Consider the following 16,650-nt stretch of genomic DNA (forward strand, 5'->3'; position numbering starts at 1 on the left):
CAGCTATTAATCTATCATATGATGGGTATTCTGTCAACTATTTTAGGATTGGAACAAACAAAAAAAGAAAGCCATCGAAATGGCCTTCCACATCTATATAACCCCACTCATTCTTAAACACCAAATGGATTAAGTGGTTTTCCACCTATATACGAAAGCACACTTTTCGTTTCTAGATAAAGATCCAGCGATTCAATCGCCAGCTCTCTTCCGAAACCAGATTGTTTATAACCGCCAAATGGCAATCCTGGGAAAGCTGAGAATGGATTGTTGACCATAATAATCCCTGCTTTTAATTGTGCAGTAATACGATGCGCCTTGGCAAAATCACTTGTCCAGACGGCTGCTGCTAGTCCGTATATGCTATCATTCGCAAGCTTTATGGCTTCTTTTTCTTCACTAAATTTTTGAATTACGACTACAGGCCCGAAGATCTCTTCTTGCGTCACACGCATTTCATTGGTTACATCAACGATGACGGTTGGTTCATACCAGTAACCTGTTTCAAATTCTGCGCCTTCGGGTCGTTTTCCTCCATATAAAAGACGTGCACCTTCTTCTTGTGCCAATTTCACATACTGATCAACGGTATCCCACTGCGATTGTGAGATAATCGCACCAATATGTGTATCGTCTTGAAGGGGATCACCAATCTTCAGTTTCTTTGTTTTTTCGATAAATTGATTGATAAAGTCATCATAAATATCCTCATGAACATAGAGACGCGAACGCGCTTCACAAGATTGCCCAGTATTATAGTAAATACCAAAAATAGAGCCGTTCACAGCTGCTTCTAAATCAGCATCTGCAAAAACGATATTGGGTGACTTCCCACCTAACTCTAACGTCACGCGCTTAAGTGTTTCTGATGCTTTCGCCATAATATCTTTTCCCGTTCCGGTTTCTCCTGTAAAGGCTACTTTATCTACACCAGGATGTTCTACTAGATAAGATCCAATCTCCTGACCACTGCCCGTTACAACATTAAGCACCCCTGGAGGAAGACCTGCTTCATGGCAAATGTCAGCTAATGCATAAGCCGTTAAAGGCGTTAAGCTAGCTGGCTTTAATACAATTGTACAACCAGCCGCTAATGCGGGTGCCACTTTCCAAGCCGCCATCATCAGTGGATAATTCCAAGGTATAATTTGTGCACAAACACCAACCGGTTCTTTGGTCGAGTAATGAAAAAAACCGTTGGGCACAGGTTTCGTACTCCCTGCAATCGTTGTAACCGCTCCAGCATACAACTCAAAGTCTTCAATCGCTTGCATGACTTGACCTTTTGCGGCAGATAATGACTTACCTGAATTTAATACTTCCAATTCTACTAGTTCAGAAAATTTACTGCGCATAATAGATGCAATGCGATTTAATATTTGTCCGCGTCTAGATGCTGGCCAACGACTCCATTTACCACTTTCTAACGCAGTTCGTGCTGCGTCTACAGCCCGATTAATATCTACTTGGGTCGCTTTGGCTACACGAGCAATTTTCTCTGAATTAGCAGGATTAAAGACATCAAAGTAATAACTCGTTTCGCCTGGTACATGTTCCCCATTAATGAGTAGCTGGTATTGATCTTGCAACAACGTATTTTGTTCTTTTAACATCATCGATTCGCTCCTTTAGTGGTTAAGATTCGATTTGTTTTACTAGCGTTGCAATCCCTTGACCTACTCCGATACACATCGAAGCAAGGCCAATCTCTTTTCCAGATCGCTTCATTTCATGAATTAATGTGGTTAGAATACGCGCACCGCTTGCACCTAAGGGATGTCCTAAAGCGATTGAACCACCGTTTATATTCACCTTTTTGGGATCTAAGCGAAGCTCTCTCATACAAGCAAGCGCTTGTGCCGCAAAAGCTTCATTTAACTCGATTAGGTCTAAATCTTTAATGGTATAGCGAGTGCGTGATAGTAACTTACGCACAGCAAATACAGGACCTAATCCCATATAATGTGGATGTACACCCGTAACGGCATAATGGATCACTTGAACGAGCGGTTTGATTCCAAGGGCGTGTGCAGTCTCTTTTTTCATCAGTAATAGCGCACTTGCACCATCATTAATTCCTGAGGCATTACCTGCTGTCACCGTGCCTCTTTGGCTGTCAAAGGCAGGAGAAAGCGAAGCCAGTTTTTTCAATGTCGTATCAGGACGTGGCTGTTCATCAGCACGCACTTCATAATCAGTGCCATCCCGTTTTGTCAAAGTTAGCGGAACCATCTCTTCTAAAAACCGGTTTTGCTGAACGGCTTCTTTTGCTTTCTTTTGGCTAAGATGTGCAAATTCATCTTGTTCATGGCGCGATATTTGGTACTTTTCAGCCACTTTTTCTGCGGTTTCTCCCATAGAGATCGGGTCATAAGACATAGCTAATTGTGGATTCACAAACCGCCAACCCAATGTTGTGTCGACTAGCGTTTGATTGCCTTTTGCTAGACCATGCTCTGGCTTTAACATAACGAGTGGGGCCCGTGTCATGCTTTCTACTCCACCCGCTAACACAATATCCGCACATCCCATTGCAATCGTAGCTGTTGCTTGATTAACTGCCTCTAAACCTGACCCACAAAGGCGATTCACTGTCACACCAGGTACACGATCTGGAAAGCCGGCTAATAAAGTTGCCATCCGGGCTACATTGCGATTATCTTCTCCAGCTTGATTGACGCACCCCATCATTACATCATCAATTTTAGCGGGTGAAATCTCTGGATTACGGATAAGAAGTTCTTTTAAAACGTGAGCAGCTAGATCATCTGGTCGCACAGAGGCAAGCGCACCTCGATATTTACCAATAGGGGTTCGCACGGCATCTACAATTACCACTTCGTTTAACATGATCGCTCCTCTTTATCCACATCAAAATGAGCATTTGCGTAAAACATTTTCTTTAAGTAGGGTGCAGGTCGATAGCGCTCTTCACCGAATTCACGATATAAACCACTTAATATGGCGACAATACTAGCGATTCCAATTTGGTCTGCCCATTCAAAGGGGCCAAAAGGAAAGTTTGTACCTTTTTTCATGGCGATATCAATTTCTGTTTGACTAGCCACTTGCTCTCGCCATGCAAACACAGCTTCATTGACCAACATCGCTATGGTTCGAGGGAACACAAGCCCTGGTTCATCAGCCACTTCCTCAACTGTTTTTCCTAACGTCTGCCACAATGCATATTTTTCATCCTCATTTTTAATGCCTTTCGCTTGTAAGGGCCGACTTACTTCTAGGATATTACGATCTTGTATGGCTATCGGTGAGAAGCCGACTAATCGCGTCGGATGTATCAGCCACGAAGCCATTTCTGTCGCAGAATAATAATGAGCAGACGAAAATATGGGTATATCTGCCCCCATTTCCTGTTCGATTAACGATAGCCATTTTCTCTTATTGGTCGTAAAACCAGAATCAAGATCAATAACAATATCTACTTGAGGTTGATAGAGCGTAAATTCTGTATGTGTAATCACTTCAATTTTTTTCTGCTTAAAATATTTACTTACTTCATGAAAAAGGATGCCCTCTCCCTTTTCGTATATTAAGGCTGTTCTATTCATAGTGGTAATGCCCCTTCTTCGTCTTACGCCCAAGCAGACCAGATTGTAGCATTTTTTGTTGATTCGGATGCGGACGAAGGCGCGGTTCATGATTAAACGATTCGTACACAGACATTGAGGCCGCATAATTGATATCGATACCGATTAAATCTTGTAACTGAAAAGGCCCCATCTTAAAACCAGCGTCTTGTAAGATTTTATCCACTTGGGTTTTACTCGTTTCACCAGAGGCTACCATGCGATAGGCCTCTGTATGAAAAGGGCGGGCAACCCTGTTGACGATAAAGCCTGGAGCATCCCGAACCATCACAGGTTCTTTTAAGAGCGTTTGTTTCAACCATGTCTTCATTTCTTCTGCTACATTTTGATCCGTATGCACTCCGACAACCACTTCCACCAAGGGCATTTTAGGAGCTGGATTGAAAAAGTGGAGCGCAAGCATTCTTTTAGGATTTTGCATAACTGACGCAATCTCCGTTACCGACAGTGATGATGTATTAGTTGCCAATATACAGGACGTTGAGACAACCTTTTCTAAGGCTTTAAAAAGTTGTTGCTTTACTGACATTTCTTCCATAATCGCTTCAATGATGAGATCACAAGTATGAAACGCGTGAAGTTGGTCGACTGGATGAATAGCTGCTAGCATTTTCATCTTCTGCTGCTCTGATATTTTTGTACGATACACTTGTTTATCTAACTGATTTTGGATATGAACAAAAGCACGTTCCACAGCTGAACGGTCTTGGTCATAAAGGTAGACATCTATCTCTTGTCTCGCCATTACTTCGACAATGCCTCTTCCCATAGTACCTGCTCCAATTACGCCAACATGCTTAATGGTTTTCATTGGTATCTTCGGCAATCATCATGGTCACCAATTTGCCTGCAAAGGACATCACATCTTTCGCAGCTGCTTTCCCTTCTGGTGAAGACATAGCGGTGTTTAAGGCATCTTTATTTTCAAACACCATTTCTGCTTGCAAGTAAAAAGGCGCTTCCCCTCCCATCGGTGTTCCTGTAAACTTCATTACATTCGCTTCAATTAATCCTGGCATTTTTTTTGTCAGTTCAAGGTGTGTTCCGAAATAGTGTTCATCAAACGCCTTAGAATCTTCAGGTTGTTTATACAATGCTACTAACTTGACCATTGTGTAATCGCCTCCGATTATAGTTAAACTACTTTCATTCCTTCAAACGGCTGCTTACAGCCACGACAATAATAAATAGCCCGGCAAGCTGTAGGTCCAAATAGATTTAAAATTTCCCCATCTTCTTGATTACAATACGGGCAACTGGGCAATTGTTGCAGACTTTTCTGAGGTGGCGCAATGCCAAACTGTTTTAATTTTTGATGTCCATCCGGCGTGATCCGATCACTAGTCCATGGTGGATCAAATACAAATTCAACATGAATTCGATTTTTTTTATCGATTTGTTGCAAGCGATCCATAGTTTGTTTTTTGATCAATTCAAGAGCGGGACATCCCACAAAGGTAGGCATTAGTTGAACCGTTACATCGTGATCATTTACCAAAACACGATGTACCATTCCCATTTCGATGAGACTAACATCAGGTATCTCAGGGTCTTTTACATCTGCTAACGCTTGGAAAATGCGATCTTGTAAAGTATCGATATGCCATCACCTCACTACCATTTCGCAGATGGCTCTGATTGATAAACTTCTCCCATTGTCAGAAGCAGTGTTTTAAGTGCAGCAGAATGCTCTCCTTTACGGCCATCATGTTTCAATTGGGGAAATTCCCCGGGCCATGACATATTTGCTTGTTGAAAAAGTGCTTTCATTTCAGCTTCCCACTTTACCCGCATTTCTGTAGGAGTGAGCTGAATCAGTTCAAACCGGAGCAGATCTTCTTCAATACCAGCAAAACTAAACATCCCATTCACATCTGGCCACAATTTTTCTATCGCCTGTTGTAACTTTTGTGTGGCTACTCCACCTGCTCGTCCGAGTTGTTTAAACCATGTTTTCATATGGAGAAGATGGTAATATTCTTCACGAATCATTTTCTTTACCCCATGCTGTAAAGGCTCATAACTAGAGGTGCACATCGCCTGCAAACGAATTTGATCAAACTGATCAAAAAATAAGTGCCTCGTGATGGAATACGTCCAATCATCATTTTCTCGTTCTACTAGCATACAGTTTCTCCACTTCGACGCATCGCGTCCAAATGCGAGCCGATCTGGATCATCTTCACCTAGTTGATGGAGTAATTGATAATAAAAAGTTGCATGACCAACTTCATCTTGCGCAATCGAACTAAAAGCGACATCACCTTCAATATCTGGACAACATCCTAACCATTCAGAATCACGGTGTCCCAGTAGTAATTTATCATCCGCCATCTGATAGAGACATTCGATCAAGACTTCACGGTAACGTAAATCATTGATGTTATTCACCTCTCCCCCCCTTCCGTTTCTCCACGCTCTTTCTCTTCTACAAACGCTACAATTTCTTCTAAAGTCATCACCTTTTCTCGAAACATCCGCCACAAACGGCCGTTTTCTGTATAACCTTTCACCTCACGATAGCCTCGATCCATCTCACGTGCAAAGAAACGACCCCCATAAGTAGAAGAAGTCACCTGGCTTTGAGGAACCACCCACAAATTAACAGCATGGTCACGGCGCAGAAAATTTTCTCTGGCCATTTGAACTGCCATATCAGGAGAAGGGGCAATTAAACTCCCTACATGTTGATGTTGCTCAGCGTGTGATTTTTGTACAAACACTTCATAAACATCGTTTTGATTGTTTTGCATCTTACACCCCTCCCTCACAAGGCACTCGATATCGATATATTATGATTTCTCATCGCTTCTCTCACCCATTGCTGATCTTCATGTGCTTTTTTCCTTAATAACATACGTTCCTCTGATTTAGGCCCTTTATTTTGCGTTACAATCTGACTAAATTTATGCCAATCTGGTGCTTGATATCGCCATTTTTTCTGGCTATCATCATAGCGAAGTGATAGATCTGGTATCGTAAGTCCCAGGGATTGAATACGGGGCACATACTTATCCAAAAACTTCTGCCTTAGCTCCTCATTCGTCTTTAATCGGATCTGATAATGCATCATTTGCTTGGCAGCTGGCGTTACTTCTTGCGGACCAAAGAAAAAAAGAAGTGATTCCCACCAGTAATCTAAAGCGGTTTGTAAACTCTGACGTTGTGCATCTGTTCCCATCGCTAATGCTAAAATAATATTTTCCCCATGTTGCATATGAAAGCTCTCTTCAGCACAAATTCGCTTTAAAACGCGCGCATAAGGACCATAAGATGTCTCTAATAGAGATGCCTGATTAATAATTGCAGCACCATCAACGAGCCAACCGATTACACCAGCATCTGCCCACGTTCTCGCTTCCATATGAAAAACATTATGAAATTTCACTTTACCATGATAGATATCAGATACTAATTCTTCACGTGTACGCCCGAGCGGAGCTGATAAATCTTCCACGACACGAAGCAATAATTGACCATGTCCCATTTCATCTTGTACCTTGGCCATAATCGCTAATTTTCGTCGCAAGCTTGGTGCTCGTGGCACCCACTCTTTCTCTGGATAAGCCCCCATAATTTCACTTACTGCATGCATATGAATCAATTTAATTAAAAGCTTTCGGTATTCAATTGGCATCCAATCCGTTGCTTCTATCTTCTCTCCAGCTCGAATCCGTTCCATAAAAGATGCGTATTGTTTCTCTTCAGTCAATCGGGTCACCTCCTTGATGAGAAAAACCATGGATCATTAAGTCAACAAATCGATTTGCAATGGTAGAAGCATCATTCTCACCATCAGGCTTATACCATTGATACAACCAGTTTCCTACTGATAAAATAAGTAACTTGGCAAACTTCTGATCTAAATGTAAGAACTCCCCACTTTGTACACCTTCTGCTAAGATTTGCGACCAATAAGCTTCATAGCGATCTCTTTTTTGTTGAATATTTTGTAATTTATCTTCTGAAAGCGCTTTCCATTCATGAAAAAAAACGGTGGCTGCATCTAAATTTTCTCCAATCACCTGTATATGCTTGGTTAGACCGATCCTAAGTTTATCTGTAGCGGAAACATCCATCTCTACTACCGGTGCAAGTGAAGCCAGAAAAGCATCCGCACCTCGTTCTGCAATTTGATAAAGTAGATCTTCTTTTGTCTTGATATGGGCATATAAACTACCAGATAAAATACCACAAGCTTCTGAAATATCTCGAATCGTCGTCCCATGATAGCCTTTTTCTCGAAATAGTTCCGCTGCTATTAAAGCAATTTCTTCACGTCTTCCTCGTTTCACATGTGTATTTCCCTTCTACTTGAGCAAGCGTTTGCTTGGTTTTATCATATAGAAAATTCAGATAGTCGTCAAGAGGGGTTTTTATTATTTTCTGAATCTATTTTTATGCTATGATGATTTGAAAGGAGTTTTGTAATATGATTTCCATTCGGCCAATCCAACTTGAAGATGCAACACTTTTTCTTGCATTTATGAAACAACTAGATTTGGAAACACCATACATGCTCTATGAACCAAATGAACGGAGTACCTCCGTACAAGAAGTTGAGAATGAAATCATTCGCTTAAATGAAACCAAGCAGATCTTCATCGCGCTTGCACAAGAGCAAGTGATCGGGTTTATCATGATCAAATCAGGTCAGTTGAAACGAAACCGTCATACAGCTTATATTGTCATTGGCATTCGTGCAAAATATCACGGCTTAGGATTAGGAACAAGACTCCTGCAAACTGCTGAGAATTGGGCCATCCAGAAGCAAATACACCGCCTCGAACTAACGGTTATGACGCACAACCAAGTCGCCCTTGCGCTCTATCAAAAAATGGGCTTTGAAATCGAAGGGATATGTAAAGAAAACCTTTATATAGATGGTAAATTTGTGGATGAATATTATATGGGGAAAATATTTTCTTCTTCCAAATATACGTAGTCACAATTTCGTCATATTTTCTAGTGATATGAAACACAAAATCAAACTATCCTTTCGAATTATTATATTGTAAGGCAATTATATCTTTAAGGAGCTGTTTATATTTGAGTATTAACAGAAAGAAACTTTTCACTAGCGCACTTGCAGTAGCCGTTGTTTCGTCATCTATGCTTTTCCCTTCTATCACACATGCTGATAAGAAAAAAATGGCAGACATAGAAGAAGAAATTCTTCTCGCAAAAAAGCATGAAACGATTCAAAAAATCAGAAGCTTGGATGAGCAACGCGAAAGTGTACTAAAAAACTTGAAGAAAAGCAGTAAATCTTCTAACGCACCTGCCAATACACCTGACCAAAATGTAAAAGAAGCTACATTTACTGGATCTATTGCTTACCGTGAGATTCATGTGTATCCATTTGATTTAGCAGTCGGCGGTGAAGTAAAAGTTGAGGATATCAATGGTTCTAATCTCGCTTATGATTTCTATAACCATGATACTGACACATACCATGAAGCTGACACCAATTTGCCTGCTGGTAAATATAGCCTTGAAGTGTATGTCCTAAATGAAGATCTTGTTACACCACAATCCTATGAGATTAAAGTAAGTAACATCACATTTAAAAATGCGCCAGATTCAAGTGCACCTAAGTTAAACATTTCATCACTTGATCGTCTAGAAAAACGTCTGGACAAAGATACAAAGGATATTTCTTTAAAAGGTAGCCATGACGCCGATCAAGCTATGCTCCTTTCCAATTCCGGTCAAACGCAACTTTCGAAAAACTTCGATCAGAAGCTACCACTTGATATCGGACTAAATGAAATGAGATTTATGGCGGTAGAAAATTCAGGAAACCTTACACTTAAGTATCCTGCACTTACCGTACCAGGGACAAAACGTCTTGGTGGTGCAAACCGCTATGATGTTTCCGCTAATATTAGTAAAGAGATGTTTAAAGGTAGTGAATCAGCTTCAACCGTAATCATTACCCGTTCTGATCTATATCCTGATGCACTTTCCGGTGGTATTTTAGCTGGACTTGAGAAAGCACCTATTTTACTATCCGATCAACGTAATCACACCTTACCTGCTCAAATCAAAGAAGAAGTCAAACGCTTAAAACCAGAGCGAGCGATTATTTTAGGTAGTACAGGTTCAGTTGGTACACAAGTAGAACAGGAGCTAAAAGGTCTTGGTGTACAAACCATCGAACGTATTGGCGGTGTTAACCGTTTTGAAGTTTCAGCTAACATCGCAACATATGTAAATAAAGAAATCGAAGCGTTACATGGAGCTGACGCTTTACCAGACACAGCATTTATTGCAAGCGGATTAAAATTCCCTGATGCATTATCGGCATCCAGCCCATCAGCTTCATATTTTATGCCAATCCTGCAAGTGTCTACCGATAGCATTCCAAGTCAAATCGATAACTTTATTAAAAACAATTCACAAATCACCAATTTTATTATTGTTGGCGGTCCAGCAACAGTATCTGATAACATCTTAACTAAGCTAGAATCAATTTCTGAAGATCGTGGTGGATCTACTGAGCGTATTGGCGGTGCTAACCGTTATGAAGTTTCTGAGAACATCGCTAATTACTTCGGTCAAGGGAAAGACTTCCACACCTTTGCAAAAGGAACGGATTTCCCTGATGCGTTGTCTGGTACTCCATTGGCAACCTCAGTAGATGCACCAATGATTTTAACACCACCTAACCAAGTACTTAATACAACAAAGGAATATCTTGAAGGCTCATCTGAATGGTTTGATGAACCCCATGATGTTTTCTATCTTTTAGGTGGAGAAGGCTCCATTCAACCCAATGTTGCCAATGAACTATCTAAATTTATTAAGTAGAAACAGCCCGCATAAATCAGAAATGATTTATGCGGTTTTTTATGTTTAGAGTATATTTATACCGGGTATTGATTAAATGTTGACCAATCCCAACTTTTTTAGGAGGCTAAATGTGAGTGTACTTACACCCAGTGAAGTAAAAAAGATTGAAGATCAGGCCAAACAGGAGCAACTAGCGGACCGGAAGGCAAATGAAGTTCTAAAAGAAATTAATAAGACAAACTTGAAGGAATGGGCTAAGTAAATACCCTTAACATAATCATAGAGCCGTCTATAAATTTATAGACGGCTCTATGATTATTCTCTTTTCTCTTCTCTTTTATTCAGGTAAGATAGGGAGAGAAAAGGAGGGAGAAATTTGTCCATCCAACAGGCAGAAGAGCTGCTCCGCACACATTTTGGTTATCCTCGCTTTCGCTTAGGGCAACGAAAAATAGTGGAGAGCCTTTTAAACGGAAACCATACCCTCGGTATCATGCCGACTGGTGGTGGTAAATCAATTTGTTATCAAATTCCAGCGATGATGCTACCCGGTGTCACAATCGTCATTTCCCCGCTGATCTCGCTGATGAAAGACCAAGTGGACGGATTAAATCAGCTTGGAATCCCTGCAACTTATATCAATAGTTCTTTAACACCAGCAGAAGTAGCAGCACGCATCTCCGCTATCCAACGTGGTGAAATTAAACTTTTATATATCGCACCTGAACGACTCGAAGCGGGTAATTTTCAAACTTTGCTAGACCAATTACCTGTTTATTTGGTGACAATCGATGAAGCACATTGTATCTCACAATGGGGACATGACTTTCGGCCAAGCTATCGTTCGATGGCGAAGTTTATTATGGCTTTACCGCGTCGCCCTGTGATTGCGGCTTTGACAGCAACTGCCACACTAGAAGTGCGCCAGGAGATCGCCGAGTTACTCGACATTCCGGATCAACATGTATACACCTCTTCTTTATTACGTCATAACCTATCTTTTGCGATTCGTCATGAAAACCAAAAAGAACGATTTATTCATGCTTATTTACAAGAGCATCGCGATCAAACCGGTATTATTTATTGCTCAACCCGGAAAGAAGTGGATCAGCTTACGGACAGTCTGACTCGCCAGGGCGTCGGATGTGCCGCTTATCACGCAGGTTTAAGTGACCATGAGCGCAATATTGCGCAAGAAAAATTTGCATTTGATCAAATTCAAACCATCGTCGCTACCAACGCCTTTGGCATGGGAATCGATAAATCAAATGTTCGTTTCGTCATCCATCATAATATCCCAGCCAATCTCGAATCTTACTATCAAGAAGCTGGACGAGCTGGTCGCGATGGAGATGAGAGTGACTGTATTTTGTTATATGCACCGCAAGATATTCGTACCCAGAGATACCTGATCGAACAATCCGAACTCATAGCGGATCGAAAAAAGCATGAATTACACAAGCTGGTAGAAATGCAGAAGTATGCATTTACAGATCGTTGCCTGCAACAAATCATTATGTTCTACTTTACCAAGGAAGAAGCACCACCGTGTGGGAAGTGTGCCAATTGTAAAGCGAGCAATGAAGTAGAACAGCAGGACATTACTGTAGACGCTCAAAAAGTTTTTTCGTGTATTAAGCGGATGAAGGAAAATTTTGGTATAACAACCATTGCTAAAGTCCTCAAAGGGTCTAAAAGTAAGCGCATCTTGGAGTGGAAATTAAATCAACTCTCCACTTATGGATTATTAGCAGATCGTACGGAAAAAGAGATTCAACAGCTATGCCAGTGGTTCGTATCGATGGGGTATCTGAGCATCGTACACAGCGCTTCATCGATGCCCATCATCAAGTTAACACCACTCGCCCTAGAGGTTCTAACGGGATCAGAAAAGGTTTATCAACGTATAACGGCTACAACATCACCTGCCTCTATCAGCACAGTTGCTCATGATGCATTATTTAATCGCTTAAAAGAAGTACGTAGTCAGATCTCCCTTGACACGCAACTTCCACCTTATATGATCTTTCAAGATAGCACCTTAAGAGAAATGGTGAAATGGCTACCGGAAGATGGAGAGGCGTTGTTGCAACTGAATGGGGTAACCGCCGATAAGTTGAAGTTGTATGGTCAATCCGTCATAGAAGCGATTTTGCAGTATGCGCATGAACATCAGCTCACATGCTCAACTGCAACGGATATTGTACCGAGTAAACCCACTAAAATTTTGAGTCACGTACAAAGCTACCAACTTTATCAAGCCGGTAAAACGATTGAGCAAATTGCTACTGAGCGCGGTGTTTCCAAGGTAACCATAGAAGATCATCTTTTCCGCTGTGGTATCGAAGGTTACCCCATCAATTGGGACAACTTTATCCCTCCTGAGTGGGAAGCACTTATCATGGAACAAATTGAGAAGATCGGGGCACAAAAATTGCGTCCCCTTAAGGACGCACTCCCACCAGAAGTAGAATATATGAGTATTAAAGCAGCCATAGCCAAGCACACACTGCTGGCAAAAGAGGATAAAGTGAAATTGTAATGAGAGCAGAAGGTTCATGCCTGGGCCTTCTGCTTCTATGTATATACACGTACTTTTTCTTGAACCAGTTGAAACGTTTTTCCTTGTTCCGTAAGCGCAATGCGTTCTCTTTCTGATCCCGCGGCATGTAGTAATCGTTGCAAGGGTTCCGCAATTGGCTCTTGTGATAAAAGAAACGTGTCCCAATGCATGGGAATGAACCATTTTGCACCTGTATCGAGAAACATTTTCCATGCTTGTTCAGGCGTACAATGTGCACTTTGGAAAGAATCTGGGTAATAGGCTCCAATCGGCATAAATGCGATATCAATTTCTCCGTATCTACGTAACTTCAGAAAATCAGGAGTATAAGCTGTATCACCAGGAAAAAACAGACGAACCCCATTTTTTTCAATCAGAAACCCTGTATAACCGTAGTCGCGATTCCACGGATATCGATTCCCCCAATGCTTCACAGGAACCGCTGTAATCTTGACGCCATTCTCTAATTGAATGGACTCTTCACTATCTAATTCAGCAACGCTATTAAACCATAAGCGATTCAACAAATGAGAGATCCGTGGGGCTGTAACCACATGGGTATCAGCGTGCGCTAATTTTTTGAGACTCGGAATATCTAGATGGTCAAAATGACCATGTGAAATCAAAATCAAATCTACTTTATCAAGTTCTGAAAGATGGATAGCAGGCGCTACAATACGCTTAAATCCTACTTGTAAACCTGGAAATAAAACTTCCCCTACTCGCTTTCCTAGAACAGGATCAGTAATGATCTTCGTACCAAATAAATTGATATACATGGTAGAATGACCAATCCACCCGACCGTTACTTCTTCATCACTCCACAGTTGAGGCTGTAAATACTGAGCTGGTTTTTTCATCGTGATACGAGACGCTTTCCCATAGCGATAAGATAAAACAATGCCTCCAATAACTAAAAACACGCCACCTACAACCCACAAAAACAGCATAATCATACATCCTCTCAAGGTTATTCGAAAAAAATATGTTAGAATAGCTTGGAAGCTAAAACATCGTGATATAAAAAGGACGCGTTTTAAATGATCAAACTTTTTGTAAGTGATTTAGACCATACCTTATGGCTTACACACAAGACCATAAATCCACAAGATCGGAAAGCGGTACAATCCCTCAGCCAAAATAATATTGCACTATGCCTTGCCTCTGGCCGCATGAATAAAGAAATGAATGACGTCATGCATGAATTGGGTGTACCACTTCACCGCATTAGTCAAAATGGCGCTTTTTTGCATACAGCAGAACAGAAATGCTTATATCGTGCTTCCTTCCAAGATGATATCGTACATAAAATGTACCATCTCGCACATCCATTTGACATTCATGGCTTCATCAGTGTTGAAGATCACATGTACATCCCGGAGCGAACCCAAACTCTTAATGACATCATTCAAGAGATGCAATTAATCGTCGATGTTCATCCTACGCTACTGACAGAGTTGGGACGTACCGTTTATCCAAGCAAAGTCTCGTTTTTTGGACCTGTCGACCAGCTAAAGGCATTCGAACAACTGATCCAGGGACAATTTCCAGGGCTAACTGATTCGTTTATGTCGGATACACATTGTATGGACTTTATGCCCCCTCACATATCTAAGGGAAATACCTTACAGCGTTTGCTTCAGCATCTCGATTTAAAAGCTGATGAAGTCGCCTGTATTGGAGATTCCCACAATGATATCTCGATGCTACGCTTAACGCCTCATAGTTATGTAATGGCAAGCGCCAGTCCCGAGGTATTGCAGGTAGGTCAATATATCGTCAACTCTGTTTCCGATGCGATCGAACACTTTACTTCAAAATGAGAGGAATTTTTTTCATGGAAATCATCTTTGTAGGGACTGGAGCCGGTATCCCTTCTCCCCTTCGAAATGTATCATCACTTGCTCTGCTACTACCTGAATATCAAGGCGAGACATGGCTATTTGATTGCGGTGAAGCTACTCAGCACCACATTTTATCTAGCCCTGTTAGGCTTACTAAAATAACGCGTATATGGATTACACATTTACATGGTGACCACATTTATGGTTTACCTGGATTACTTGGTAGCCGCTCCTTTCAAGGGGCTGAAACCCCTTTAACCGTATACGGCCCTCGTGGTATTCAAACATTTATTGAAACGACATTACAAACCAGCTATACCTACTTGCGTTATCCCCTAAACATCGTAGAAATTGAAGATCACATGCAAATCACAGTACCTCCATTTGATGTGACCATTCGATTGCTCGAGCATGGTATTCCATCATATGGTTATCGTTTGGAGGAGCATCCACAACCCGGAACCTTAAATGCTAAAAAGCTACTGGCAGACGGATTACCACCTGGCCCACTCTACCAATCGTTAAAAAGAGGTGAAACGATTACCTTACCCGATGGACGCACCTTTTGTGGAAAAGATTATTTAAGCACGCCTAAGCTGGGCAAAATCATCTCCATACTAGGTGACACACGCTTTACAGAGGCGAGCATTCAACTAGCAGAACAGGCTAACCTACTTATTCATGAGTCGACCTATGGAGCAGGTCAAGAAAGCCTAGCTTTTCAGCATCATCACGCGACTTGCACACAAGCAGCTGAGGTAGCACTTCGAGCGGGTGCAAAATCACTCATCCTGAATCATATTAGTTCGCGTTTTACAGATGAGACAGCGACCGATCTAATCACTTCAGCTCAGAACATTTTCCCACAAACACAGCTCGCTCATGATGGGTATTCCTATACCATTGACTAATTAAGTAAGCGAAATGGACGGTTTGTAGTTTGGATTAGGCAGGTCAAAACTACTTACCATTCCTTTCGTGAAGCGTGTTTGAAATGGCATTTCTTCAATTTCTAGATTTTTTAATATTTGACCACTAGGAGAATCACCTATTTTTAAGTAAGTATAATCAGCCTTCATGTTTGCTTTAACAAGCGCCTTCATATTTTTATTCACATGAAACCGAGATTTAAAGTTGGTTTCGCTTTGTAGGATTTCTCCTTCTAATGTGGTGTACAAATTGGAAGTAACATCAAATTCCGCTTCCTGACCATTCATCGGTATCGATAATTCAAAGTAAGGTGCTCCATTCTCTTCTTTAGCAATCGTTGTACAATAACCACTATTTTCAGTAATATCAATCTCCTGTACAACTTTGGGTAATCCCCATATCTTATTTCCACGAATACGATTTTCAAGCGATGTTACCGGCATCGAAAATACATAGTAGCCAAAGTTTTTAAACATTTTTTCTGCTACCATTGGCACAACGGGCGGGTTAAAACCGGGATCGACAAGTACGGGAATACTCATTGCAATCTCATAATATGGCGGAATGCCTAACACATTCTTATAAATATAACAAGAGAAGGCAATAAGTGCGCGATCTTTTGTCATACGGACAGGCTTGATCGCTGGATGAAACATCATCTCCTCTGCCTTTTTGTAGTTACACATGAAGATACCAATCGCACATGTTACATCGCTATAAAAAGTGGGGAACAGGTAATTTTTTTTAACCTGTTCGTTGAGCTGTAAGGGCTTCTCGGCATGACGCAATTGATAACGATCAAAAAATGGATCTTTAAATTGATCCTGATTATCAAGCAATGTCTCATCAAATGTAAGTAACGGCTTCATCCTAGATTCTCCTTTATCGAAATCGGTGTAATCCATCACTA

General features: G+C 41.2%; 18 protein-coding genes. 6 read left to right on the top strand and 12 right to left on the bottom strand.

Features of this window, described 5'->3' with window-relative positions; all coding sequences use genetic code 11:
* Window positions 1–113 precede the first annotated feature (113 nt).
* The 10 genes from IC619_RS03745 to IC619_RS17175 are packed head-to-tail and all read right to left on the bottom strand — an operon-like array spanning window position 114 to window position 7,903.
* On the bottom strand, window positions 114–1,613 hold the full coding sequence (locus IC619_RS03745; RefSeq protein WP_191138794.1) for an aldehyde dehydrogenase family protein: 1,500 nt from the start codon (window positions 1,611–1,613) through the stop codon (window positions 114–116).
* 22 nt (window positions 1,614–1,635) lie between these two features.
* The gene (locus tag IC619_RS03750; protein WP_191138795.1) at window positions 1,636–2,850 is read right to left on the bottom strand and encodes a thiolase family protein; all 1,215 of its coding nucleotides are present in this window, start codon (window positions 2,848–2,850) and stop codon (window positions 1,636–1,638) included.
* Window positions 2,844–3,569, bottom strand: a complete 726-nt coding sequence (locus tag IC619_RS03755) for a 3-hydroxyacyl-CoA dehydrogenase family protein (RefSeq protein WP_191138796.1) — start codon at window positions 3,567–3,569, stop codon at window positions 2,844–2,846. The genes IC619_RS03750 and IC619_RS03755 overlap by 7 nt, the downstream gene beginning before the upstream one ends.
* Window positions 3,562–4,434 (bottom strand): 3-hydroxyacyl-CoA dehydrogenase NAD-binding domain-containing protein, encoded by an 873-nt coding sequence (locus tag IC619_RS03760; RefSeq protein WP_249669672.1) that lies wholly within the window; start codon window positions 4,432–4,434, stop codon window positions 3,562–3,564. The genes IC619_RS03755 and IC619_RS03760 overlap by 8 nt, the downstream gene beginning before the upstream one ends.
* Window positions 4,406–4,720: an EthD family reductase gene (locus tag IC619_RS03765; protein WP_191138797.1), complete on the bottom strand. Its 315-nt coding sequence runs from the start codon at window positions 4,718–4,720 to the stop codon at window positions 4,406–4,408. Before IC619_RS03765 ends, IC619_RS03760 begins: the two co-directional genes overlap by 29 nt.
* 23 nt (window positions 4,721–4,743) lie before the next feature.
* A complete protein-coding gene (paaD, locus tag IC619_RS03770) occupies window positions 4,744–5,208 on the bottom strand; it encodes a 1,2-phenylacetyl-CoA epoxidase subunit PaaD (protein ID WP_191138862.1) in 465 nt (154 codons plus the stop codon).
* 14 nt (window positions 5,209–5,222) lie between these two features.
* Entirely contained in the window at window positions 5,223–5,999 is a 777-nt protein-coding gene (gene paaC / locus IC619_RS03775) for a 1,2-phenylacetyl-CoA epoxidase subunit PaaC (protein WP_347239753.1), read from the bottom strand.
* A complete protein-coding gene (locus IC619_RS03780; protein WP_191138798.1) occupies window positions 5,996–6,361 on the bottom strand; it encodes a phenylacetic acid degradation protein in 366 nt (121 codons plus the stop codon). The genes paaC and IC619_RS03780 overlap by 4 nt, the downstream gene beginning before the upstream one ends.
* Before the next feature lie 14 nt (window positions 6,362–6,375).
* Window positions 6,376–7,350: a 1,2-phenylacetyl-CoA epoxidase subunit PaaA gene (gene paaA, locus IC619_RS03785; protein WP_191138799.1), complete on the bottom strand. Its 975-nt coding sequence runs from the start codon at window positions 7,348–7,350 to the stop codon at window positions 6,376–6,378.
* A complete protein-coding gene (locus tag IC619_RS17175; RefSeq protein ID WP_191138800.1) occupies window positions 7,313–7,903 on the bottom strand; it encodes a TetR-type transcription factor C-terminal domain-containing protein in 591 nt (196 codons plus the stop codon). The genes paaA and IC619_RS17175 overlap by 38 nt, the downstream gene beginning before the upstream one ends.
* Before the next feature lie 137 nt (window positions 7,904–8,040).
* Between IC619_RS17175 and IC619_RS03795 the strand changes: the two genes are divergently transcribed.
* From IC619_RS03795 to recQ, 4 genes are all read left to right on the top strand, one after another.
* Window positions 8,041–8,553: a GNAT family N-acetyltransferase gene (locus tag IC619_RS03795; RefSeq protein WP_191138801.1), complete on the top strand. Its 513-nt coding sequence runs from the start codon at window positions 8,041–8,043 to the stop codon at window positions 8,551–8,553.
* A gap of 104 nt (window positions 8,554–8,657) precedes the next feature.
* On the top strand, window positions 8,658–10,421 hold the full coding sequence (locus IC619_RS03800) for a cell wall-binding repeat-containing protein (RefSeq protein WP_191138802.1): 1,764 nt from the start codon (window positions 8,658–8,660) through the stop codon (window positions 10,419–10,421).
* Between the two features lie 112 nt (window positions 10,422–10,533).
* Entirely contained in the window at window positions 10,534–10,665 is a 132-nt protein-coding gene (locus tag IC619_RS17010) for a hypothetical protein (RefSeq protein WP_255506025.1), read from the top strand.
* Between the two features lie 114 nt (window positions 10,666–10,779).
* The gene (gene recQ, locus IC619_RS03805) at window positions 10,780–12,945 is read left to right on the top strand and encodes a DNA helicase RecQ (protein WP_224749725.1); all 2,166 of its coding nucleotides are present in this window, start codon (window positions 10,780–10,782) and stop codon (window positions 12,943–12,945) included.
* Between the two features lie 35 nt (window positions 12,946–12,980).
* Here the strand turns inward: recQ and IC619_RS03810 are convergent, their stop codons facing one another.
* Window positions 12,981–13,916: an MBL fold metallo-hydrolase gene (locus IC619_RS03810; RefSeq protein WP_224749724.1), complete on the bottom strand. Its 936-nt coding sequence runs from the start codon at window positions 13,914–13,916 to the stop codon at window positions 12,981–12,983.
* A gap of 90 nt (window positions 13,917–14,006) precedes the next feature.
* Between IC619_RS03810 and IC619_RS03815 the strand changes: the two genes are divergently transcribed.
* Together IC619_RS03815 and rnz are read left to right on the top strand one after the other, a co-directional pair.
* Entirely contained in the window at window positions 14,007–14,789 is a 783-nt protein-coding gene (locus tag IC619_RS03815; RefSeq protein WP_191138804.1) for an HAD family hydrolase, read from the top strand.
* 14 nt (window positions 14,790–14,803) lie between these two features.
* The gene (rnz, locus tag IC619_RS03820; RefSeq protein WP_191138805.1) at window positions 14,804–15,721 is read left to right on the top strand and encodes a ribonuclease Z; all 918 of its coding nucleotides are present in this window, start codon (window positions 14,804–14,806) and stop codon (window positions 15,719–15,721) included.
* Here the strand turns inward: rnz and IC619_RS03825 are convergent, their stop codons facing one another.
* The gene (locus tag IC619_RS03825; protein WP_191138806.1) at window positions 15,722–16,609 is read right to left on the bottom strand and encodes an acetoacetate decarboxylase family protein; all 888 of its coding nucleotides are present in this window, start codon (window positions 16,607–16,609) and stop codon (window positions 15,722–15,724) included. It abuts the gene before it with no gap.
* Window positions 16,610–16,650: the final 41 nt, after the last annotated feature.

This window comes from Polycladospora coralii (assembly GCF_014773435.2).
Taxonomy (GTDB): domain Bacteria; phylum Bacillota; class Bacilli; order Thermoactinomycetales; family Thermoactinomycetaceae; genus Polycladospora; species Polycladospora coralii.